General features: G+C 67.8%; 20 protein-coding genes. 9 read left to right on the top strand and 11 right to left on the bottom strand.

The window, feature by feature from the left end; all coding sequences use genetic code 11:
- Window positions 1–30: 30 nt before the first annotated feature.
- Both phoR and phoB read right to left on the bottom strand, forming a co-directional pair.
- Complete coding sequence (phoR, locus tag AC3B6A_RS26690; protein ID WP_488400103.1) at window positions 31–1,335, bottom strand: phosphate regulon sensor histidine kinase PhoR; 1,305 nt, start codon at window positions 1,333–1,335, stop codon at window positions 31–33.
- Window positions 1,336–1,374: 39 nt separating this feature from the next.
- Window positions 1,375–2,064 carry a phosphate regulon transcriptional regulator PhoB gene (gene phoB / locus AC3B6A_RS26685; protein ID WP_488400102.1) on the bottom strand — a complete coding sequence of 230 codons (690 nt, stop codon included), beginning with the start codon at window positions 2,062–2,064 and terminating at the stop codon, window positions 1,375–1,377.
- A 305-nt stretch (window positions 2,065–2,369) separates the two neighbouring features.
- On the opposite strand from phoB, the gene AC3B6A_RS26680 reads away from it, so the two are divergent.
- Complete coding sequence (locus AC3B6A_RS26680) at window positions 2,370–2,738, top strand: COG4315 family predicted lipoprotein (RefSeq protein ID WP_488400101.1); 369 nt, start codon at window positions 2,370–2,372, stop codon at window positions 2,736–2,738.
- A 48-nt stretch (window positions 2,739–2,786) separates the two neighbouring features.
- Here the strand turns inward: AC3B6A_RS26680 and ubiA are convergent, their stop codons facing one another.
- A complete protein-coding gene (gene ubiA, locus AC3B6A_RS26675; RefSeq protein WP_488400100.1) occupies window positions 2,787–3,677 on the bottom strand; it encodes a 4-hydroxybenzoate octaprenyltransferase in 891 nt (296 codons plus the stop codon).
- Between the two features lie 26 nt (window positions 3,678–3,703).
- On the bottom strand, window positions 3,704–4,258 hold the full coding sequence (locus tag AC3B6A_RS26670) for a chorismate--pyruvate lyase family protein (protein WP_488400099.1): 555 nt from the start codon (window positions 4,256–4,258) through the stop codon (window positions 3,704–3,706).
- 207 nt (window positions 4,259–4,465) lie between these two features.
- Between AC3B6A_RS26670 and AC3B6A_RS26665 the strand changes: the two genes are divergently transcribed.
- The 5 genes from AC3B6A_RS26665 to AC3B6A_RS26645 all read left to right on the top strand — a co-directional run bounded on the left by AC3B6A_RS26665 (window position 4,466) and on the right by AC3B6A_RS26645 (window position 7,290).
- Window positions 4,466–4,633, top strand: a complete 168-nt coding sequence (locus AC3B6A_RS26665) for a rubredoxin (protein WP_488400098.1) — start codon at window positions 4,466–4,468, stop codon at window positions 4,631–4,633.
- 202 nt (window positions 4,634–4,835) lie between these two features.
- Complete coding sequence (locus AC3B6A_RS26660; RefSeq protein ID WP_488400097.1) at window positions 4,836–5,003, top strand: rubredoxin; 168 nt, start codon at window positions 4,836–4,838, stop codon at window positions 5,001–5,003.
- 121 nt (window positions 5,004–5,124) lie between these two features.
- A complete protein-coding gene (locus AC3B6A_RS26655; protein ID WP_488400096.1) occupies window positions 5,125–6,279 on the top strand; it encodes an NAD(P)/FAD-dependent oxidoreductase in 1,155 nt (384 codons plus the stop codon).
- Window positions 6,280–6,481: 202 nt separating this feature from the next.
- Window positions 6,482–6,754 (top strand): HU family DNA-binding protein, encoded by a 273-nt coding sequence (locus AC3B6A_RS26650; protein WP_009614168.1) that lies wholly within the window; start codon window positions 6,482–6,484, stop codon window positions 6,752–6,754.
- Between the two features lie 134 nt (window positions 6,755–6,888).
- The gene (locus tag AC3B6A_RS26645) at window positions 6,889–7,290 is read left to right on the top strand and encodes a helicase (RefSeq protein WP_488400095.1); all 402 of its coding nucleotides are present in this window, start codon (window positions 6,889–6,891) and stop codon (window positions 7,288–7,290) included.
- A gap of 56 nt (window positions 7,291–7,346) precedes the next feature.
- Here the strand turns inward: AC3B6A_RS26645 and AC3B6A_RS26640 are convergent, their stop codons facing one another.
- The 4 genes from AC3B6A_RS26640 to oxyR form a co-directional block, all read right to left on the bottom strand.
- The gene (locus AC3B6A_RS26640) at window positions 7,347–8,675 is read right to left on the bottom strand and encodes an IS4 family transposase (RefSeq protein WP_488398960.1); all 1,329 of its coding nucleotides are present in this window, start codon (window positions 8,673–8,675) and stop codon (window positions 7,347–7,349) included.
- A gap of 242 nt (window positions 8,676–8,917) precedes the next feature.
- Complete coding sequence (locus AC3B6A_RS26635) at window positions 8,918–10,324, bottom strand: aminoacyl-tRNA deacylase and HDOD domain-containing protein (RefSeq protein WP_488400094.1); 1,407 nt, start codon at window positions 10,322–10,324, stop codon at window positions 8,918–8,920.
- A gap of 91 nt (window positions 10,325–10,415) precedes the next feature.
- Entirely contained in the window at window positions 10,416–12,491 is a 2,076-nt protein-coding gene (gene recG / locus AC3B6A_RS26630) for an ATP-dependent DNA helicase RecG (RefSeq protein WP_488400093.1), read from the bottom strand.
- A complete protein-coding gene (gene oxyR, locus AC3B6A_RS26625) occupies window positions 12,488–13,420 on the bottom strand; it encodes an oxidative stress transcriptional regulator OxyR (protein WP_488400092.1) in 933 nt (310 codons plus the stop codon). Before oxyR ends, recG begins: the two co-directional genes overlap by 4 nt.
- 93 nt (window positions 13,421–13,513) lie before the next feature.
- On the opposite strand from oxyR, the gene AC3B6A_RS26620 reads away from it, so the two are divergent.
- The 3 genes from AC3B6A_RS26620 to AC3B6A_RS26610 all read left to right on the top strand — a co-directional run bounded on the left by AC3B6A_RS26620 (window position 13,514) and on the right by AC3B6A_RS26610 (window position 15,876).
- Window positions 13,514–14,383, top strand: coding sequence for an NAD-dependent epimerase/dehydratase family protein (locus AC3B6A_RS26620; protein WP_488400091.1), 870 nt, complete (start codon window positions 13,514–13,516; stop codon window positions 14,381–14,383).
- Window position 14,384: 1 nt separating this feature from the next.
- Window positions 14,385–15,185 carry a helix-turn-helix transcriptional regulator gene (locus AC3B6A_RS26615; RefSeq protein WP_488400090.1) on the top strand — a complete coding sequence of 267 codons (801 nt, stop codon included), beginning with the start codon at window positions 14,385–14,387 and terminating at the stop codon, window positions 15,183–15,185.
- Window positions 15,186–15,252: 67 nt separating this feature from the next.
- Window positions 15,253–15,876: a LysE family translocator gene (locus AC3B6A_RS26610; RefSeq protein ID WP_488400089.1), complete on the top strand. Its 624-nt coding sequence runs from the start codon at window positions 15,253–15,255 to the stop codon at window positions 15,874–15,876.
- Window positions 15,877–15,895: 19 nt separating this feature from the next.
- Here AC3B6A_RS26610 and AC3B6A_RS26605 read toward each other — a convergent pair whose 3' ends face one another.
- Genes AC3B6A_RS26605 through spoT form a run of 3 tightly spaced genes read right to left on the bottom strand, consistent with a single transcriptional unit; the run spans window position 15,896 to window position 19,203 of the window.
- On the bottom strand, window positions 15,896–16,630 hold the full coding sequence (locus AC3B6A_RS26605) for a putative periplasmic lipoprotein (protein WP_488400088.1): 735 nt from the start codon (window positions 16,628–16,630) through the stop codon (window positions 15,896–15,898).
- 60 nt (window positions 16,631–16,690) lie between these two features.
- Entirely contained in the window at window positions 16,691–17,071 is a 381-nt protein-coding gene (ridA, locus tag AC3B6A_RS26600; protein WP_488400087.1) for a deaminase RidA, read from the bottom strand.
- Between the two features lie 20 nt (window positions 17,072–17,091).
- A complete protein-coding gene (gene spoT / locus AC3B6A_RS26595; protein ID WP_488400086.1) occupies window positions 17,092–19,203 on the bottom strand; it encodes a bifunctional GTP diphosphokinase/guanosine-3',5'-bis pyrophosphate 3'-pyrophosphohydrolase in 2,112 nt (703 codons plus the stop codon).
- Window positions 19,204–19,222 lie beyond the last annotated feature (19 nt).

The following is a 19,222-nucleotide window of genomic DNA, read 5'->3' as shown; positions in this document are numbered from 1 at the left end:
GGCAAGCCCGTCGGGAGCAAACTCGGTGGCTCAGTTGCGGCGCTCGACCTGTTGCGGCGGGAAGTTGCAGGTAAAGCTGCTGCCCTTGCCCGGCACGCTGCTGATGTCCAGGCTGCCGCGGTGGCGCAGCAGCACGTGCTTGACGATGGCCAGCCCCAGGCCGGTGCCGCCGGTGCTGGCGTTGCGGCTGGAGTCGACGCGGTAGAAGCGCTCGGTCAGGCGCGGCAGGTGCTTGGGATCGATGCCGATGCCGCTGTCCTGCACCGCCAGGTGCGCGCCCTGCTCGTCGCCCCACCAGCGAATGTGGATATCGCCGTCCTCGGGGGTGTACTTCACGGCGTTGAACACCAGGTTGGAGAAGGCGCTGCGCAATTCGGCCTCGCTGCCCTTGAGCTTCAGCCGCGCATCGGCCTCCAGGCTGATGCGGTGGTTGCGCGCGCCGGAGAGCGCCTGGGCGTCGTTGCGGATCGACAGCAGCATCAGGTCGATCGCCACCGGCTTGTTGTCGGCCGGATAGTCCGTGGCTTCCAGCTTGGCCAGCAGCAGCAGGTCGTTGAGCAGGGTCTGCATGCGCCCGGCCTGCTGCTGCATCTGCTGCAGCGCGCGGGACCAGCGCGGATTGACGTCCTCGGCGTTGTCCAGCAGCGTCTCCAGGTAGCCGGTGATCACCGTCAGCGGCGTGCGCAGCTCGTGGGAGACGTTGGCGATGAAGTCCTTGCGCATCTGTTCCAGCTGGTGGACGCGGGTCACGTCGCGCACCAGCATCAGGTGCTCGCCGGCGCCGTAGAGGGTGATGTGGAACTGCAGGCGCAGGTGGTCGTTGACCGGCGAGGTGAGCTCCAGCGGCTCGCTGTAGTCCTCGTGCGCGAAGTATTCCTTGAAGCGCGGGTGGCGGACCAGGTTGGTCACCGGCTGGCCGCCGTCCTGCGGGCTTTTCAGGCCGAGCAGGCGTTCGGCGGAGATGTTCCACCATTCCAGGTTGCCGTCGCGGTCGAGCAGGATCATGCCGTCGCGCAGGGCGGCGGTGGATTCCTGCATGCGGTCGATCACCGCCTGCAGCCGGCCGCGGGCCTTCTGGTTGTGCCGCTGCAGGTGATAGATGCTGTCGAACACCTCGCCCCACAGGCCGTAGCCGTCGGGCGGGGCCTCATCGCCCTGGCGGGTCTTCAGCCACTTGTACAGGCGCAGCAGCTGCCAGAGGGTCCAGCCGAGGTAGGCGCCCAGGGCGGCCGCCAGGGCCCAGCCCCATTCGCCGGAGATCAGTCCGACGAGCAGGCCGCCGGCGGCGACTAACAGCAGGTGGCGAATCAGTACGCCACTCCAGTTCTGGGTCACGAAAGTCCGTTCCTTGTACCCGACGAGTCCGAGACCCGATCAGCTCTTGGTCGAGAAACGATAGCCGGTGCCGCGCACGGTCTGAACAAGATTTTCGTAGACCTCGCCGAGGGCCTTGCGCAGGCGGCGGATGTGCACGTCGACGGTGCGCTCCTCCACGTACACGTTGCCGCCCCAGACCTGGTCCAGCAACTGGCCGCGGGTGTAGGCGCGCTCCTGGTGGGTCATGAAGAACTGCAGCAGGCGGTATTCGGTCGGGCCCATCTCGGCCGGCCGGCCGTCGATGGTCACGCGGTGGCTGATCGGATCGAGCAGCAGGCCGCCGACTTCGATCGGCGTCTCGCTGTCGCCGGCACCGGTGCGGCGCAGCACGGCCTTCAGGCGGGCGACCAGTTCGCGCGGGGAGAACGGCTTGGTGATGTAGTCGTCGGCGCCGACTTCCAGGCCCTGGATCTTGTTGTCCTCTTCGCCCTTGGCGGTGAGCATGATGATCGGGATGTCGGCGGTCAGCTCGTCGCGCTTCAGGCGCCGGGCCAGTTCGATGCCGGAGGTGCCCGGCAGCATCCAGTCGAGCAGGATCAGGTCCGGCTTGCGATCGACGATCACCGCGTGAGCCTGCTGGGCGCTGTCGGCCTCGATGCATTCGTAGCCGGCCATCTCCAGGGCCACGGCGATCATTTCCCGGATCGGAGCTTCGTCATCGACGATGAGGATTGTCTTGCCAACCATGCTGCTGCCTCAGGAATTCTGTACTGCGCCGCATTAGATAACGGAATTATTTCAGTGATGTGACATGCCGATGTTAGCCGAAGACGGCGCGCCAGTCGGCTGGCACAGGCTCGTCTATGCTGAACGAGCCACCGCGCAAAGCCCGTCGCAAGGGGCGTGCTGCGCGGTGCCCCGGTCGACGGCAGGCCCGCTGCACGGCTGCCGGAAGCCGCGATCACGGTTGCGAGTGCGCAGTTGACGCCGCCCGGGCCGAGCGCCCTCGCGACAGTACCCGCGCCGCTCCACCTCAACAGAGGAGACACGCGATGAAGAGGTTTCTCCCGGCCCTCGCCCTGGGCCTGGCGCTCCCGACGATGACCGTGCTGGCTGCCGAGCCGGCGATGGAAAAGAACGGCATGCTGGTCGATGCCAAGGGCATGACCCTGTACACCTTCGACAAGGACAGCGGCGGCAAGTCGATGTGCAACGATGGCTGCGCGCAGAACTGGCCGCCGCTGCAGGCCGAGGCGGGCGCCATGGCCATGGAGGACTGGACGCTGGTCAAGCGCGATGATGGCAGCATGCAATGGGCGTACTACGGCAAGCCGCTGTACACCTTCGTTCAGGACAAGAAGCCGGGGGATGCGACCGGCGAGGGCAAGATGGGCGTCTGGCATGTCGCCAAGCCGCAGTAAGTCGAGTCGTGCCGCCCTCTCCCCGGGAGAGGGCGGCGCCCTGCGCATTCAGCGCAGCGCGTAGTCCAGCACCGTACCGAGGAAGATCGCCAGCCCCGCCCAGTGGTTGTGCAGGAAGGCCTTGAAGCACTTCAGCGGCTCGCGGTCGCGGGTGGAATGGAACTGCCAGGCGAAGCAGCCCGCCGCCACGGCCAGGCCCAGGTAGTAATACAGGTGCATCGCCAGCTTGTTGCCGGCCAGGATCAGCAGCAGGAGCATCAGGCCCTGCAGCGTCAGGTTGATCACCCGGTCGGCATCGCCGAAGAGGATCGCCGTGGACTTCATGCCCATCTTCAGGTCGTCCTCGCGGTCGGTCATCGCATAGTAGGTGTCGTAGGCCACGGTCCATAGCACGTTGGCGAAGAACAGCAGCCAGGCCACCGCCGGCAGGGTGCCGCCCGCCGCGGTGAAGGCCATCGGAATGCCCCAGGAGAAGGCCGCGCCCAGCACCACCTGCGGGTAATAGGTGTAGCGCTTCATGAACGGGTAGAGCGCCGCCACCGCCGCGCCGCCGAAGGACAGCCAGATGGTCTGCGCATTGGTGCACAGCACCAGCAGGAAGCTGGCGCCCAGCAGCACGAAGAAGGCGATCCAGGCCTCGCGCACCGTGATCCTGCCGGTGGCCAGCGGGCGGGCCTTGGTGCGCTCGACGTGGCCGTCGAGCTTGCGGTCGGCGAAGTCGTTGATCACGCAGCCGGCGGCGCGCATCAGCACGGTGCCGAGGGTGAAGATCACCAGGTTCTTCACGCTCGGCACGCCGCCGCTGGCCATCCACAGCGCCCACAGCGTCGGCCAGAGCAGCAGGTAGATGCCGATCGGCTTGTCCATGCGCGTCAGCTGGAGGAAGTCCCAGGCGCGGGGATGCAGGCGGGCGAGGGGTTTGATCAGGGCGACGAACATGGCGGCCTCCGGAAGCGATCCGGGGATTATACGGACTGTTCTTCCAGCCGGTGCCAGAGCGTGGGCAGGAATACTTCGGCGACCAGCACGCCGAGGCCGTCGCGGCTGAACAGCGAGCGGCGCCCCCAGGGGCGCTCGCAGCGGACTTCGGCGGGCATGCAGGCGGCCGGGTAGCGGCACACCTCGATGGGCCCGCGCTGGAAGGCGCGGTCGCTGAACAGCAGCTCGCCCAGGGAGCGGCTGCCGAGCAGGCGCAGGTCGAAGCCGGAGCCTTCCAGGGCGTTGCGCGCGGCGACGCTGCGGGCGAACACCCAGGGCTGGCCGTGGCCCTTCAGGTACACCTCGCGGACCCAGCCCAGGCTGCCGTCGGCCACGCCCAGGGCGGCGCATTCGTCCGCGCGCATCCGGTGCCAGCCCTCGGCCAGCGGCTGCACCGCGAAGCCGCCGGCGGACAGGGCGGTCAGCCGGCGCGTCAGCGAGCCTTCGTCGAACAGCCAGTCCAGGACCTGGGCGGAGGGCGCGGGGTGCAACTGGGCGGCGGAAAGCCAGCGGGGCGGATGGGACAGGGCGGCGTCGGGCACGGTGGTGACTGCGGGTGACCAGGGACGCGGCAGCTTAACATGGCGGCTTTGCGTGGCCGATTGCGTTCTGTGCAAGAGTGCCTTACGCCGTACCCCACCAAAGGTTTGGCCGGTCGGTCGGTACTTGCGCGCCGGGCCCATCGCCAGTACAAAGCCGACACAGGACGCAACGACGTTCCAGGGTACGAGAATGCGAGGTGGTAGCCGATGAAGAAGTGGCAGTGCGTGGTGTGTGGCCTGATCTATGACGAATCCAAGGGTTGGCCGGACGAGGGCATCGCCGCCGGAACCCGCTGGGAAGACGTGCCGGCAGACTGGCTGTGCCCGGACTGCGGCGTCAGCAAGCAGGACTTCGAGATGATCGAGATCGGCTGATCCCGCCCGGCTCGACCCGCGACGGCGGCCTTCGGGCCGCCGTCGGCGTTTCTGGCCCCCGGCGGGCCGCCCTGTCCCTGACGGCGTAGACTCAGGGGCAGCGCCGGGTTGACCCTGCTGACGAGGCCCGGCGGCGCGCCCGCCGTTGGCCGATGCGGGCAAATCCATTAGTTTCACCGGCAATCCGCGGAGGACCTGGCCGATGCGCAAATGGCAATGCGTGATCTGTGGCTTCATCTATGACGAGGCGCTGGGGCTGCCGGACGAAGGCATCCCGCCCGGCACCCGCTGGGAAGACATTTCCCCGGACTGGGTGTGCCCGGACTGCGGGGCCGGCAAGCAGGACTTCGAGATGATCGAAATCTCCTGAGAATCCCTCCCTGGCCCGGCTGCGCGCCGGCGGAACAAGGTTCTGGATGGATTCCAGGTTTCAGCACAGACGGCCGTCGTGCCGTCTTTCCGAAGTGGCATCTTTTGAGGTGGACAGAGCAATGAGCGAGAACGCACCGCTGGTGATCATCGGTACCGGCCTGGCCGGCTACAACCTGGCGCGCGAGTGGCGCAAGCTCGACGGCGAGACGCCGCTGCTGCTGATCACCGCCGACGACGGCCGGTCCTATTCCAAGCCGATGCTCTCCACCGGGTTCTCCAAGGACAAGGACGCCGACGGCCTGGCCATGGCCGAGCCGGGCGCCATGGCCGAACAGCTCAAGGCGCGCATCCTCACCCACACCCGCGTCACCGGCATCGACCCGGAACGCCGGCGCATCCGGATCGGCGAAGAGGAAGTCCGCTACCGCGACCTGGTGCTGGCCTGGGGCGCGGACACCATTCGCGTGCCGGTGGACGGCGACGCCCGGGAGCTGATCTTCCCGATCAACGACCTGGAGGACTACGCGCGCTTCCGCCGCGCCGCCGCCGGCAAGCGCCGCGTCCTGCTGCTGGGCGCCGGGCTGATCGGCTGCGAGTTCGCCAACGACCTCTCCAGCGGCGGCTTCCAGATCGACGTCGTGGCGCCCTGCGAGCAGGTGATGCCCGGCCTGCTCCACTCGGCCGCCGCCCAGGCGGTGCAGCGCGGCCTGGAAGGCCTCGGCGTGCGCTTCCACCTCGGTCCGGTGCTCGACCGCCTGCAGCACGCGGGCGAGGCCCTGGAGGCGCACCTCTCCGACGGCAGCGTGATCCCCTGCGACCTGGTGGTTTCCGCCGTCGGCCTGCGTCCGCGCATCGACCTCGCCGCCGCCGCGGGGCTGGAGGTCAATCGCGGCGTGAGGGTCGACCGCGAGCTGCGCACCTCCCACGCCAACGTCTACGCCCTGGGCGACTGCGCCGAGGTCGATGGCCTCAACCTGCTCTACGTGATGCCGCTGATGTCCTGCGCCCGCGCGCTGGCGCAGACCCTGGCGGGCAAGCCGACCGCCGTGGCCTACGGCCCGATGCCGGTGACCGTGAAGACCCCGGTGTGCCCGCTGGTGGTCTCGCCGCCGCCGCGCGGCAGCGCCGGCGAATGGCAGGTGGAAGGCTCTGGCGCGGACCTCAAGGTGCTGTGCCGCGATACCGCCGGTCGACTGCTCGGGTATGCGCTGACCGGGGCCGCCGTCAGCGAAAAACTCTCGCTTAACAAGGAGTTGCCGGCTCTTCTGGCGTAAAAGACCTCTATGGTGGCGTTTTTGCCGTGGGAATGTGTTCGCAAATTGTCAGACGATACTGGCGCACCTGCGTACGGCGTGCCATCCTCCCCCCGTCTGCCGCAGCCTAGAGCCTGTACGGCAAGCCTGCGGTGCCTTGGGCGCTGTTGGGAAGACAGCACGGACACAACAACAACAAACCGTCAAAGAGGCATCTACACCTATGCGTAAACCAGAACTCGCCGCCGCGATCGCCGAGAAGGCCGACCTCACCAAAGAACAAGCCAACAAGGTACTGAACGCGCTGCTGGATGAAATCACTGGCGCGCTCAATCGCAAGGACAGCGTCACCCTTGTCGGTTTTGGCACCTTCATCCAGCGCCACCGTGGCGCCCGCACCGGCAAGAACCCGCAGACCGGCCAGCCGGTAAAGATCAAAGCCAGCAACACCGTCGCCTTCAAGCCGGGCAAGGCGCTGAAAGACGCGGTCAACTGATCGCCTGGAACCCGGAGCCGAGCGGCTCCGGGTCGCCTCATCCTGTTACCTTTCCCCTCCTAAAGATCGGATGTAGTCCCTTTCCAATATGGCTACAATGCGCGGACTTTTGTCTCGAACATCGAGGTTTGTGCATGAAATTCCGTCTTTTGCTGTGGCTGCTCGGACGCATGATGGCCAAGGCCAGCCAGGAGAATCCGGCGTTCCGGAAGCAACTGGAAGGCAAGGACCTGGTGTTCCAGCTGCACACCCTCGACGGCAAGGTCGCCCGCCACTACATCGTCAGCAACCTGCGCGTCACCGCCCGCCGCGGCAGCCACCCGCAGCCGGCCTTCGCGCTCGGCTTCAGGGACGGCGCCTACGGCTTCGCCACCATGACCTCGAAGAACCCGCAGCTGGCGTTCATGCAGGGCATCCAGAACAAGGACATCCGGATCCAGGGCAACCCGGCGCTGGTGATCTGGTTCCAGGGGCTGGTGAAGTACCTCAAGCCGAAGAGGAAGAGCGCCCCGGGCAGCGACAAGAAGGCTGCCTGAGCAGCGGCGGAGAGAAGCGCGCGGACGGAAAAAGGCCCCTGACAGGGTAATGCTGTTCACTTAAGCGGAGCGGCCTTGCGGTCTACCGGGTAGCGGGTCTTGGACATCTTCACCGTCCGGGGTCGTGAAGGCCTTGGGCGGTGATCCAGGAACAACCCGCCGATTCCCGCCCGCAACTCCGATAAGCGTCGTCCTGTCGCGGAAACCGGGTTGGCCGCCGCCATCACGATCAGTTGCACGGCGATGTAGTGAGCCACCGGCTTGAAGCGGATGTCGCCGGGAGCACGGCCAAAGGCCACTGCGGCCTGGCTCGCCTCGCGGCGAATGATGTTGTAGGCCAGCAACAGTCCCCAGACTTCCTGGTAGATCAGTTCGATTTTCTTACTGCGCAGGGTCACTGCGTTCTGTTGCAGGGAGCTCTTGATATCGCGGAAGCCCAGTTCGATCTCCCAGCGTTCCTGATACAGATTGGCAATGGCCTTGGCGCTGTAGATATCGGCTGGCAGCGAGGTCAGTACGGTTTTGACCTTGCCCTGTCTCTCGTAGCTGACTTCCCGCACCTCCCAGTAGCAGGGCAGATTCGGATTGCGCTTCCTCGCCTGGGCTGACACCCGCATCCGCAGCAGGCGGTCCCCTTTGCCGTAGCGATCGATCTCCTCGCTGACCAACGCCTTGCGGGCCGGAATCAACCAGTGACGGTTGTCGCCGCTGGCCAGGCCCAGCAACAGGTTGGCACTCCAGAATCCCTTGTCGAACAGCGTCACCGAATGGCTGGGAATCTGCTGCACAAACGCATCAGCCAGGCGCATTTCACTGCGCCGGTAGGGGCTCAGTTGGGCATCCAGAATCAGGTGCGAGCGCACGTTCATCAGGGCTACGAGGCGCAGCATGGGAAACGGCGTCTGGCGGTCGGTGGCGGTATTACCGGAGCCGAAATGCTCCCGTAGCTCGGGGGTATCCGGGGTGCGCAGGAGCGCACCGTCCACGGCCAAGACCTGCAGGCCCTGCCAGGTATCACCGTCATAGCGCTCGCGCCCCCAGTGGTGACCGGTCTGGCGAAACAGCCACTCCACCGGATCGGCCCCTAGCCGTTTGCGGGCCTCGGTGACCCCGCTGCGGGCCAGCAGGTCGTGAGAGGCCAGTCCCTGGGCGCAGATGTTCAGGCGCCGCGCCACCTCATGGACCGGCTCGTCGCGGAACAAGGCCATGCCGAGCACCAGCCAGAGCACCTGATCGCTGGGCAGGCGCCGCCGTCGGATGGTGGCCTGCGCGGAAAGACCCAGTGCCGACGCCACCCACTCGATCGGGATGTTCTGGGTGAAGGTGCTGAGATCCGAGAAGTTGAACAACTCGCCCAGATCGAGCAATTGCTGTTGGAAAGACATAAAAAATCCGATGCCAGAGACCTGGCATCGGATTCTCGGGGAGCCCGGGCAACAGCTCAAATGCTTAAGTGAACAGCATTACCCTGACAGGGGCCTTTTTCATTTTCGATGGGTAAGTTGCGCCGAGTGCCGCCACGTAGGATGGGTGGAGCCTAGGCGATAGCCATGCTGTGAACGCAGCGTAGACATCGATGGGTATCGCTTCGCTCCACGCCATCCTACGGGCGAGGCAGAGCCTGCTGTCAGTGCCCCGGGCTGAACTGGCTGGCCAGTTCGCGCAGCACGGCTTCGGCTTCGAGCACCTTGCGCACGGCGTCCTCGGCCTTTTCGCGGGGAATGTCCAGGCGGTCCAGCAGTTCCTGCGGGATGCTCGTCTCCGGACCGCTGCCGATGCCGTGGTTGCGCAGCAGGCGGGTGGCCAGGCACACCAGGTTGGCGTAGGTCGCGCAGTCGCCGGCGTAGGACGGGTCGTGCTGGAAGCGCAGGGCGGTGTAGATCTCCTCGGGCATGTCCCAGGCGCGCATCAGCCAGGCGCCGATCTGCTCGCGGGTGATGCCCAGCAGGTGCTGCTCGACGAGGTTGTGCTCGACGTGCGGGTTCACTTCCAGGTGCCGGCAGATCAGCGAGAAGTGCGGCGGGAAGATGTGCGCCAGGACCAGGTAGCCGATGCTGTGCAGCAGGCCGCCGAGGTAGGTCAGGCCGGCTTCCGGGCGCTCGGCGCGCGGGATGGCGCGGGTCAGGCCCTCGATCACCGCGGCGGTGTAGATCGCCTGGTGCCAGTAGGGCGTGGCGTGCTGCGGCTGGTCCTTGGGCAGGCTGAGGGTCTTGCCCAGCGCCAGGCCCAGGGCCAGGTTGATCACCAGGTCGAAGCCCAGCACGCGGACGATGGCGTCTTCCACCGAGCGGATCTTGCCGGGCGCGGCGTAGTAGGGCGAGGCGGCCCAGCTGACCACCTGGGCGGCCAGCGCCGGGTCGGTTTCGACCACGCCGGTGATGTCGTCCACCGTGGCGTTGGGGTCGACGCGCAGCTTGATGATCTTCTGCGCGGTTTCCGGCAGCGGCGGAATCTCGATGGTTTCCTCCAGGCGCTGCTGGATGCGGCGGGCGGTGAACGCCTGCACTGCCTGGGTGATCTCGGCGCGGTCGTCGTCCGGGCGGTCGAGGTTCGGCCGGATGGCCTCCAGCAGCACGCCGAAGCGCGCGGCGCTGGCTTTTTCCAGCAGGCCGCGGAACGCCGGGGTGTCGATCTCCAGCAGGGTGCCGGCGGCGCCGGACTCGATCAGCAGCTGCGGCTCCTGCAGCAGGCGCTCGTCATACAGGCAGGGCGAACTGGTCAGCGGCGGCAGCGCCGGCAGGCGGCCGAGCCGGTGCTTGCCGAGCATGCGCTCCAGGCGTTCGGGCTTGATCGCCACCAGCTTGCGGCCGGTGAGTTCGGCCAGGCGGTTGAGGTCGAGCAGCTGGTTCTGCGGGAATAGCACCAGCAGCGTGCCGACGCCGTCCTCCAGCAGGCCGGCTTGGACACGGCGGGAGCTGGGCAGGGTCGGGGTATCGCGGACCTCGCGATAGGCGATCCCCAGCTTGTCGAGCAGCTGCAGGATGACCTCGGGGGCCTGCGATGAAGGGGACGGGGCGCGGGCGGCGTCGCTCATGAATGTGATCCGGTTATCAACGGCTGGGTCGGAGTATAACCAGCTAGCGAGCGTGACCGGCCAGTCAGCCGACCGGCGAGAGTGAGCTACGTCACACTTGCCCGTATTGCTGGCCGTGGCGCAGCCAGCGTGCCAGCAAGGGGCTGACCGATTGCGGCCAGTGCGCCAGCAGCGCCTGGGCGGCATCGCGCACCGCCGGCAGCAGGTCGGCGTCGCGCATCAGGTCGGCGACCTTGAACTGCAGCAGGCCGGTCTGGCGGGTGCCGAGCATCTCGCCGGGGCCGCGCAGCTCCAGGTCCTTCTCGGCGATGACGAAGCCGTCGCAGGTCTCGCGCATGATCCCCAGGCGTTCGCGGCCGATCTGCGACAGCGGCGGGTGGTAGAGCAGCACGCAATGGCTCGCCGCGCTGCCCCGGCCGACGCGGCCGCGCAGCTGGTGCAGCTGGGCGAGGCCGAGGCGCTCGGGGTTCTCGATGATCATCAGGCTGGCGTTGGGCACGTCCACGCCGACCTCGATCACCGTGGTCGCCACCAGCAGCTGCAGCATCCCTTCCTTGAAGGCTTCCATCACCACGGCCTTGTCCGCCGGCTTCATGCGCCCGTGGATCAGGCCGACGCGCAGTTCGCCCAGCGCCGAGGACAGTTCCTCGTAGGTGGTTTCCGCAGCCTGGCAGGTCAACTCTTCCGATTCCTCGATCAGCGTGCAGACCCAGTAGGCCTGGCGCCCTTCGCGGCAGGCGGCGCGCACCCGCTCGATCACCTCGATGCGGCGGCTGTCGGCCACCAGCACGGTGTTCACCGGGGTGCGGCCGGGCGGCAGTTCGTCGAGGATCGAGGTGTCCAGGTCGGCGTAGGCGCTCATCGCCAGGGTTCGCGGGATGGGCGTGGCGGTCATGATCAGCTGGTGCGGGCAGAGCCGGCCGTCCACGCCTTTCTGGCGCAGGGCGAGGCGCTGCTGCACGCCGAAGCGGTGCTGCTCGTCGATGATCACCAGGGCCAGGCGCTTGAACTTCACTTCGTCCTGGAACAGCGCGTGGGTGCCGACGATCATCGGCACGCCGCCGCCGATCTGTTCCAGCGCGGCGGCGCGGGCCTTGCCCTTGAGCTTGCCGGCCAGCCAGGCGACCTCGATGCCCAGCGGCTGCAGCCACTTGCTGAAGTTGAGGAAGTGCTGCTCGGCGAGAATCTCGGTCGGCGCCATCAGCGCCACCTGGTAGCCGGCTTCCAGCGCCTGCAGCGCGGCGAGGGCGGCGACCACCGTCTTGCCGGCGCCCACGTCGCCCTGCACCAGGCGCAGCATGGGTTCGGGCTGCGCCAGGTCGTAGGCGATTTCCGCGCCGACCCGCTGCTGCGCGCCGGTGGGCTTGAAGCCGAGGTTCTTCAGGTACAGCGGCGGCAGGCGCCTGGCCGGCGGCAGCTGCGGCGCGGCCTGGGAGCGCACGCTTTCGCGCAGGCGCTGCAGCGACAGCTGGTGGGTCAGCAGCTCCTCGAAGGCCAGGCGGTGCTGCGCCCAGTGGCGGCCTTCGGCAAGTTCTTCCAGGTCGGCGTCCGGCGGCGGCCGGTGCAGGTAGCGGATGGCCTCGTCGAGCGGGCCGAGGCGGTAGTCGCGGGCCAGTTCCGCCGGCAGCCAGTCCGGCAGGCTCGACGGGCCCAGGCGCTGCAGCGTCTGCTCGCTGAGCTGGCGCAGGCGCTGCTGGGTGAGGCCTTCGGTGGTCGGGTAGATCGGCGTGAGCGTCTGCTCCACCGGCGCCGCGGCGGCGTCGGTGAGCGAGCGGTATTCCGGGTGGTAGATCTCCAGGCCCGAGGCGCCGGGGCGCGCTTCGCCGTAGCAGCGCAGGTGCGTGCCGCGCTTGAGGTTTTCCTTCTGCGCCTGGCTGAAGTGGTAGAAGCGCAGGCTGAGGGTGCCGGTGCCGTCCTGCAGGCGCACCAATAGACTGCGGCGCTTGCCCATCACCACGTCGGCGCCGGAGACCACGCCTTCGACCACCGCATCCTGCCCCGGCCGCAGCGCGCCGATGGGGGTGATGCGGGTACGGTCCTGGTAGCGCAGCGGCAGGTGGAAGAGGATGTCCTGGAGGTTTTCCAGGCCGACCTTCGCCAGTTTTTCTTCCAGCGCCGCGCCCACGCCCTTGAGCGCGGTGACCGGAACGTTCGACAGCTCGGTCATGCCGGCTCGGCTTCACCCTTGACGGTCGGCTTGGCGACCGAGCACAGGCGGATCGAGTCGGCCAGCACCTCGATGGCGCGCGGCCGCGGGAAGCTGGCGCGCCAGGCGATGGCGACGGTGCGGAAGGGCACCGGCGCGGTGAACGGGCGAACCTCGATCACCCCGGGTGCGTAGTGGTGGCTGTCCACCGCGGAGAACGGCAGCACCGACACGCCCAGGCCCGAGGCGACCATGTGGCGGATGGTTTCCAGCGAGCTGGATTCCACCGTGGTGTGCTTGTTCTCGTCGCCCTTGCGGGTGGTCGGGCAGGCTTCCAGCACCTGGTCGCGGAAGCAGTGGCCTTCGCCCAGCAGCAGCAGGCTCTTGTCGTTGAGCAGTTCGGCATCGATGCTCGGCTTGGTCGTCCACGGGTGGTCTGCGGGCATCAGCACGTAGAACGGCTCGTCGAACAGCGGCAGGGTCAGCACGTCGGCTTCCTGGAACGGCAGGGCGATGATGATCGCGTCCAGCTCGCCGGTGCGCAGCTTGTCGCGCAGGATGTGGGTGAAGTTTTCCTCGATGTACAGCGGCATCTGCGGGGCGACCCGGTGCAGCTGCGGGATCAGGTGCGGGAACAGGTACGGGCCGATGGTGTAGATGGCGCCGACCTTCAGCGGCGAGGTCAGCTGGTTCTTGCCGGCCTGCGCCAGTTCGCGGATGCCCTGCGCCTGCTCCAGCACCTTCTGCGCCTGCGCGACGATGCCTTCGCCCACCGGGGTCAGGCGCACGGCGCTCTTGCTGCGCTCGAAGATCAGCACGCCGAGCTCGTCTTCCAGCTTCTTCACGCCGACCGAGAGGGTCGGCTGGCTGACGTGGCAGCGCTCCGCGGCGCGGCCGAAATGTTGCTCCTGGGCAAGCGTGACGATATAGCGCAGTTCGGTGAGGGTCATGGCGACTAATCCGTTGAGGTGGCCCAAGCATAGCGGCTGCACCGCCGCGAACCAACCGCGCTAAACTCGCTGCCCCGATTCACGGAGCCGAGCATGAGCACGAGCACCTTCCCGAGCCTGATGATCGTCGGATGCGGCGACGTCGGCAGCCGTCTGGGGCGGCAACTGGCGGCGCGCGACTGGCGCGTCCACGGCCTGCGCCGCAACATCGCCGCGCTGCCCTTCGAGGTGCTGCCGGTGGCCGGCGACCTGGCGCAGCTCGAATGTCCGGACACCTGGCCGGTGGGCAGGCTGGATTACCTGGTGTTCTGCGCGGCCGCGACCCAGCACGACGAAGCCGGCTACCGCACCGCCTACGTCGACGGCCTGCGCAACACCCTCGGCTGGCTGCAGCAGCGCGGGCAGGTGCCCCGGCGCCTGTTGTTCGTCTCCAGCAGCAGCGTGTATGCCCAGCGCGACGGCGAGTGGATCGACGAGACGTCCCCGGCCGAGGCGCAGAGCTATTCCGGCAGCGTGATGCTCGAAGCCGAGCGGCTGGCGCTGCGGAGCGGCATTCCCGCCAGCGTGGTGCGCCTGACCGGCATCTACGGCCCCGGCCGCGAATGGCTGCTCAAGCAGGTGCGCGACGGCTACCGGGTGGCCAGCGAGCCGCCGCTGTACGCCAACCGCATCCACGCCGAGGACGCCGCCAGCCTGCTGGCCGCGTTGCTGGAAGCCGACCGCAGCGGCGTAGCGCTGGAAGACTGCTACCTCGGCGTCGATGACGACCCGGCGGCGCTGCACGACGTGGTCGCCTGGCTGCGCGAGCAGATGGGCGTCAGCCGCTGGTCCGACGAGCAGAGCGTGCGCCGCGCCGGCAGCAAGCGCTGCAGCAACGCCCGCGCCCGCGCGCTGGGCTGGGCGCCGCGCTACCCGAGCTTCCGCGACGGCTACGCGGCGATCCTCGCCGGCAAGGACGACTGAGATGGACGCCAACCGGCTGCTGGCGCGCCCCTGGTTGCCGGGGGTGGAGTTGTTCCATGCGGACTTCTCCGGCCAGCCGTTCGGCCGTCACAGCCACGATGCCTTCGCCATCGGCGCCATCCTCCACGGTGCCGGCGGCTACCAGTGCCGCGGCACGCACCACGTGCTGCCCGCCGGCACCCTGTCGCTGATGAACCCGGAGGAGCCGCACACCGGCAATGCCGAGTCGGAGCGGCTGATCTACCGCATGCTCTACATCGAGGAAGCGCGCCTGCTGCCGCTGCTCGGGCGCAAGCAGTTGCCGCGCGGCTTCCAGGCGCTCAATCCGCCTGACGACGGCCAGGTGGCGGCGGCGCTCAAGCGCGTGGTCACGGAGTTCGAGCGCAACGATGCGCTGGCGCTGGAGAGCGAACTGCTGGCGCTGCTGGAACTGGTGTTCGTCCGCCACGGCGGCCTGCGCGCGGCGCCCTCGGCGTCCCGCGACGGTGGCGTCACCGCGCGCCTGCGCGATTACCTGGAGGCGCACTACCGCGAAGCCGTGAGCCTCGACGAGCTGGCGGCCCTGCTGCAGCGCCATCCGCGCCACCTGATCGAGGCCTTCCGCACGGCCTACGGCGTGCCGCCGCACACCTACCTGCTGCAGCGCCGCGTCCGCGAGGCCAAGCGCCTGCTGGTGGCGGGCGAGAAGCCGCTGGAGGTCGCGCTGGCGCTGGGTTTCTACGACCAGGCGCATTTCTCCGGGACCTTCCGCCGCTTCACCGGCGTCACCCCGGGACGCTTCCTGCGCGCCACGCGCACCTGAGTTTCTTCCAAGACTGGCGGACCCCGGCGATTCCAGACTGCCGCTCCGCCGCTCTCGGGAGATCGCCATGTTCGCCGCCTTCGCGCTGGTCGCCAGCACCCACTTCGCCGCCCTGCTGTCGCCGGGGCCGGACTTCTTCCTGCTGATCCGCGCCGCGCTGCTGCGCGGGCGCCGGCATGCGGACGGCTGCGCGGCGGGCATCACCCTGGCCAATCTGGCGAGCATGTTGCTGGTGCTGTTCGTCCTCGGCCTGTTGCCGGAGGTGGCGAGCCGCGGGCTGCGCGTGGTGCAGTTGCTCGGCGGTGCCTATTTCGTCTGGCTCGGCAGCCAGGCGCTGCTGGCGCGGCGGGAGCTGGAGATTCCCACGGAGTCGGGCCGGCAGCGCGCCGGAGGATTTCTGCGCGGGCTGCGCGAGGGCTTCCTGGCCAGCAGCCTGAACCCGAAGCTGCCGATCTTCTACACCGGGCTGTTCGGCGTGCTCGGCCAGTTCCACCTGCCCGGCTGGGCGCTGGGCGCCTGCGTGCTGTGGATGGGCGCGGTGGTGCTGCTGTGGGACCTGTTGCTGGTGCGCCTGCTGGACCGCCCGCGCTGGCGCGGCTGGCTGAAGCGCAAGGTGACGGCGCTGGACCGGATTTGCGGCGGCCTGCTGCTGGCGCTGGGCGGGTGGCTGCTGTGGAGCGGGCTGCATTGATACAGCCCGCTCCCGAGGATCAGTCGCGTTCCAGCGTCCAGACCTTGTTGCCCGGCACGTACTGCGGCATCTCGTCGGCCTGGGCGCGGTTCACCGCTTCGAACAGCTCCAGCGTGTCGCCGTCGCGTTCGAACAGGTATTCGCGGCCCTGCTGGCCCTGTTGCAGCCAGATGCTGTCGTTGTCGCCGCTCATGGCCGCGCAGTCGCCGGCCAGGCACAGCGCGTAGCGGTCGGCGCCGGGCATGCCTTCGAGGCCGCCGTTGGGCAGGAACTTCACCTCGCTGCCCTTGCCCTGGCCTTCCTCGATCACCCAGGTACCGCTCAGGTAGGCGGCGTACAGGGCGTTCTCGAAGGTGCTGCCGGCCGGGCTCTGCGCGGCGGGCTGCTGCTTCGGGCGGAGGAAGCGCTGCTCGGGCCAGTTGTCGCTGCCCACCTGCACCAGTTCCTTGCCGTCCAGTTCCAGGGTTTCCTGGTTGCTGCCGTAGAAGTCGACGCGGTAGTGCCTGGGATCGACCTGGGTCAGCTGGCCTTCGCCCAGCTCGAAGCCGTTGCTGAAGGTGGCCTGGCTGGCCTTGGTGTCGATCTTCCATTCCAGGTTCGGGCCGTAGCCCAGCAGCGCCTCGCGCAGCTTGCCGCCCTTGCCGGCGGCGTCGATGGCAGCCTGGTTGACCCAGACGCCGGAAGGATCGGGCGGGGTGCCGGCACAGCCGGTGAGCAGGCCGATCAGGGCGCTCAGGATCAGGGCGCGACGCATGTTTGCTCCTAGCAGACAAGAGAACGGGGCCGCTGGGGCCCCGTGGGAATGCCGTATCGCTTATTCCAGGACGACGATGGCGTCCATCTCGACCTGGGCGCCCTTGGGCAGGGCGGCGACGCCGATGGCGGCGCGGGCCGGGTAGGGCTGGGTGAAGTACTTGCCCATGATCTCGTTGACCTTGGCGAAGTGCGACAGGTCGGTGAGGAAGATGTTCAGCTTGGCCACGTCGTGCAGGTAGCCGCCGGAGGCTTCGATCACGGCCTTGAGGTTCTCGAAGACCTGGACGGTCTGCTCTTCGAAGCCCTCGACCAGTTCCATGGTCTGCGGGTTCAGCGGGATCTGACCGGAGACATAGACGGTGTTGCCGGCCTTGATCGCCTGGGAATAGGTGCCGATGGCGGCAGGGGCCTTGTCGGTGTGGATAACGCTCTTGGTCATGTCGACTCCTTGGGGTGGGATCAGCTGCGCATGCGGGTGATGCGACTCACGCCCTTGAGCGCGCGCAGCTTCTTGATGACGCGGGCCAGGTGCACGCGGTCATGCACGCTGACGACCAGCTGGACCACGCTGATGCGGCCATCGCGCTCGTCCATGCTGATCTTCTCGATATTGCCGTCGGCGGCGTTGACGCTGGTGGCGAGCAGGGCGATCAGGCCGCGCTGGTGCTCCAGTTCGACGCGCAGTTCGACGTTGAATTCCCCGGTGACATCCTTGGCCCAGCTGAGCTGGATGCATTTTTCCGGGTTGTGGCGGATCTCGCTGATGTTCTTGCAGCTTTCCAGGTGCACCACCATGCCCTTGCCGGCGGACAGGTAGCCGACGATCGGGTCGCCCGGGATCGGCGTGCAGCACTTGGCGTAGCTGAGCACCAGGCCCTCGGTGCCGCGGATCGCCAGCGGCCCTTCGCTGCTCGGCGCGGCGCCCTCGCCCTCGCTGGACAGCAGGCGGCGGGCGACCACGTAGGCCATGCGGTTGCCCAGGCCGATCTCTTCCAGCAGGTCCTCGAAGACCTCCATGCGGTACTCGGCGAGCACGGCCTGGATGCGTTCCTGCGGGATCTTCTCCAGGTGGCTGTCGAAGCCGGCGAGGGTCTTGTTCAGCAGGCGCTCGCCGAGGTTGATCGACTCGGAGCGGCGCTGCAGCTTGAGCGCGTGGCGGATGTGCGTGCGCGCCTTGCCGGTGACCACGAAGTTGAGCCAGGCCGGGTTCGGCCGGGTGCCCGGCGCGGTGACGATTTCCACCGTCGCGCCGCTCTGCAGCGGTTCGGACAGCGGCGCCAGGCGGCGGTTGATGCGGCAGGCGATGCAGCTGTTGCCGACGTCGGTGTGCACCGCGTAGGCGAAGTCGACCGCCGTGGAGCCCTTGGGCAGCTCCATGATGCGGCCCTTGGGCGTGAAGACGTAGACCTCGTCCGGGAACAGGTCGATCTTCACGTTCTCGATGAATTCCAGCGAGTTTCCGGCGCGCTGCTGCAGTTCGAGGATGCCCTTCACCCACTGGCGGGCGCGGGCGTGGGTGCCCTTGGGCGACTCGTCCTCGCTGGACTTGTACAGCCAGTGCGCGGCGATCCCGTGGTTGGCCATCTCTTCCATCTCGCGGGTGCGGATCTGGATCTCGATGGGCACGCCGTGCATGCCGAACAGCGTGGTGTGCAACGACTGGTAGCCGTTGGCCTTGGGAATCGCGATGTAGTCCTTGAAGCGGCCGGGGAACGGCTTGTACAGGTTGTGCACGGCGCCGAGCACGCGGTAGCAGGTGTCGACCTTGTCGACGATGATGCGGAAGGCGTAGACGTCCATGATCTCGGTGAACGCCTTGCGCTTGCCGCGCATCTTCTTGTAGATGCTGAACAGGTGCTTCTCGCGGCCCAGGACCTGGCCTTCCATGCCTTCGCGGGCGAGGCAGTTGACCAGCGATTCCTGGATCTTGCCGACGATCTCGCGGCGATTGCCGCGGGCCTTCTTCACCGCCTGGCGGATGCGCTCGGAGCGCATCGGGTGCATGGCCTTGAAGCCCAGGTCCTCGAATTCCACGCGCATGCTGTGCATGCCCAGCCGGTTGGCGATGGGCGCGTAGATTTCCAGGGTTTCCTTGGCGATGCGCCGGCGCTTCTCGCCCGACAGCACTTCCAGGGTGCGCATGTTGTGCAGGCGGTCGGCCAGCTTGACCAGGATCACGCGGATGTCGCGCGCCATGGCCATGGCCATCTTCTGGAAGTTCTCGGCCTGCGCCTCGGCCTTGGACTCGAAGTTCATCTGGGTCAGCTTGCTGACCCCGTCCACCAGCTCCGCGACGGTTTCGCCGAACTGCGCGATGAGCGCCTCCTTGGCGATGCCGGTGTCCTCGATCACGTCGTGCAGCATGGCCGCCATCAGGCTCTGATGGTCCATGTGCATGTCGGCGAGGATGTTGGCGACGGCGAGCGGATGGGTGACGTAGGCCTCGCCGCTGCGGCGGCGCTGCCCGTCATGGGCCTGCTCGGCGTAGTAGTAGGCGCGGCGGACCAGGTTGACCTGGTCCGGGCCTAGGTAACTCGACAGTCGGTCGGCGAATGCATCTATGCCCGGCATGGGTTCACCCCCTGCCGAG

This window comes from Pseudomonas sp. B12(2026), from assembly GCF_057767015.1.
This window is presented reverse-complemented; position numbering and strand designations above follow the sequence as displayed.

Bases quoted from the DNA above. Each gene is read 5' to 3' on its own strand.
- AC3B6A_RS26650 (WP_009614168.1), top strand. From the start codon at position 6,482: ATGCGTAAACCAGAACTCGCCGCCGCGATCGCCGAGAAGGCCGACCTC.
- AC3B6A_RS26680 (WP_488400101.1), top strand. From the start codon at position 2,370: ATGAAGAGGTTTCTCCCGGCCCTCGCCCTGGGCCTGGCGCTCCCGACG.
- oxyR (WP_488400092.1), bottom strand. From the start codon at position 13,420: ATGACCCTCACCGAACTGCGCTATATCGTCACGCTTGCCCAGGAGCAA.
- AC3B6A_RS26665 (WP_488400098.1), top strand. From the start codon at position 4,466: ATGAAGAAGTGGCAGTGCGTGGTGTGTGGCCTGATCTATGACGAATCC.
- phoB (WP_488400102.1), bottom strand. From the start codon at position 2,064: ATGGTTGGCAAGACAATCCTCATCGTCGATGACGAAGCTCCGATCCGG.
- AC3B6A_RS26655 (WP_488400096.1), top strand. From the start codon at position 5,125: ATGAGCGAGAACGCACCGCTGGTGATCATCGGTACCGGCCTGGCCGGC.
- recG (WP_488400093.1), bottom strand. From the start codon at position 12,491: ATGACCGAGCTGTCGAACGTTCCGGTCACCGCGCTCAAGGGCGTGGGC.
- AC3B6A_RS26645 (WP_488400095.1), top strand. From the start codon at position 6,889: ATGAAATTCCGTCTTTTGCTGTGGCTGCTCGGACGCATGATGGCCAAG.
- AC3B6A_RS26660 (WP_488400097.1), top strand. From the start codon at position 4,836: ATGCGCAAATGGCAATGCGTGATCTGTGGCTTCATCTATGACGAGGCG.
- AC3B6A_RS26620 (WP_488400091.1), top strand. From the start codon at position 13,514: ATGAGCACGAGCACCTTCCCGAGCCTGATGATCGTCGGATGCGGCGAC.
- AC3B6A_RS26635 (WP_488400094.1), bottom strand. From the start codon at position 10,324: ATGAGCGACGCCGCCCGCGCCCCGTCCCCTTCATCGCAGGCCCCCGAG.
- AC3B6A_RS26615 (WP_488400090.1), top strand. From the start codon at position 14,385: ATGGACGCCAACCGGCTGCTGGCGCGCCCCTGGTTGCCGGGGGTGGAG.
- ridA (WP_488400087.1), bottom strand. From the start codon at position 17,071: ATGACCAAGAGCGTTATCCACACCGACAAGGCCCCTGCCGCCATCGGC.
- AC3B6A_RS26640 (WP_488398960.1), bottom strand. From the start codon at position 8,675: ATGTCTTTCCAACAGCAATTGCTCGATCTGGGCGAGTTGTTCAACTTC.
- spoT (WP_488400086.1), bottom strand. From the start codon at position 19,203: ATGCCGGGCATAGATGCATTCGCCGACCGACTGTCGAGTTACCTAGGC.
- AC3B6A_RS26610 (WP_488400089.1), top strand. From the start codon at position 15,253: ATGTTCGCCGCCTTCGCGCTGGTCGCCAGCACCCACTTCGCCGCCCTG.
- AC3B6A_RS26605 (WP_488400088.1), bottom strand. From the start codon at position 16,630: ATGCGTCGCGCCCTGATCCTGAGCGCCCTGATCGGCCTGCTCACCGGC.
- ubiA (WP_488400100.1), bottom strand. From the start codon at position 3,677: ATGTTCGTCGCCCTGATCAAACCCCTCGCCCGCCTGCATCCCCGCGCC.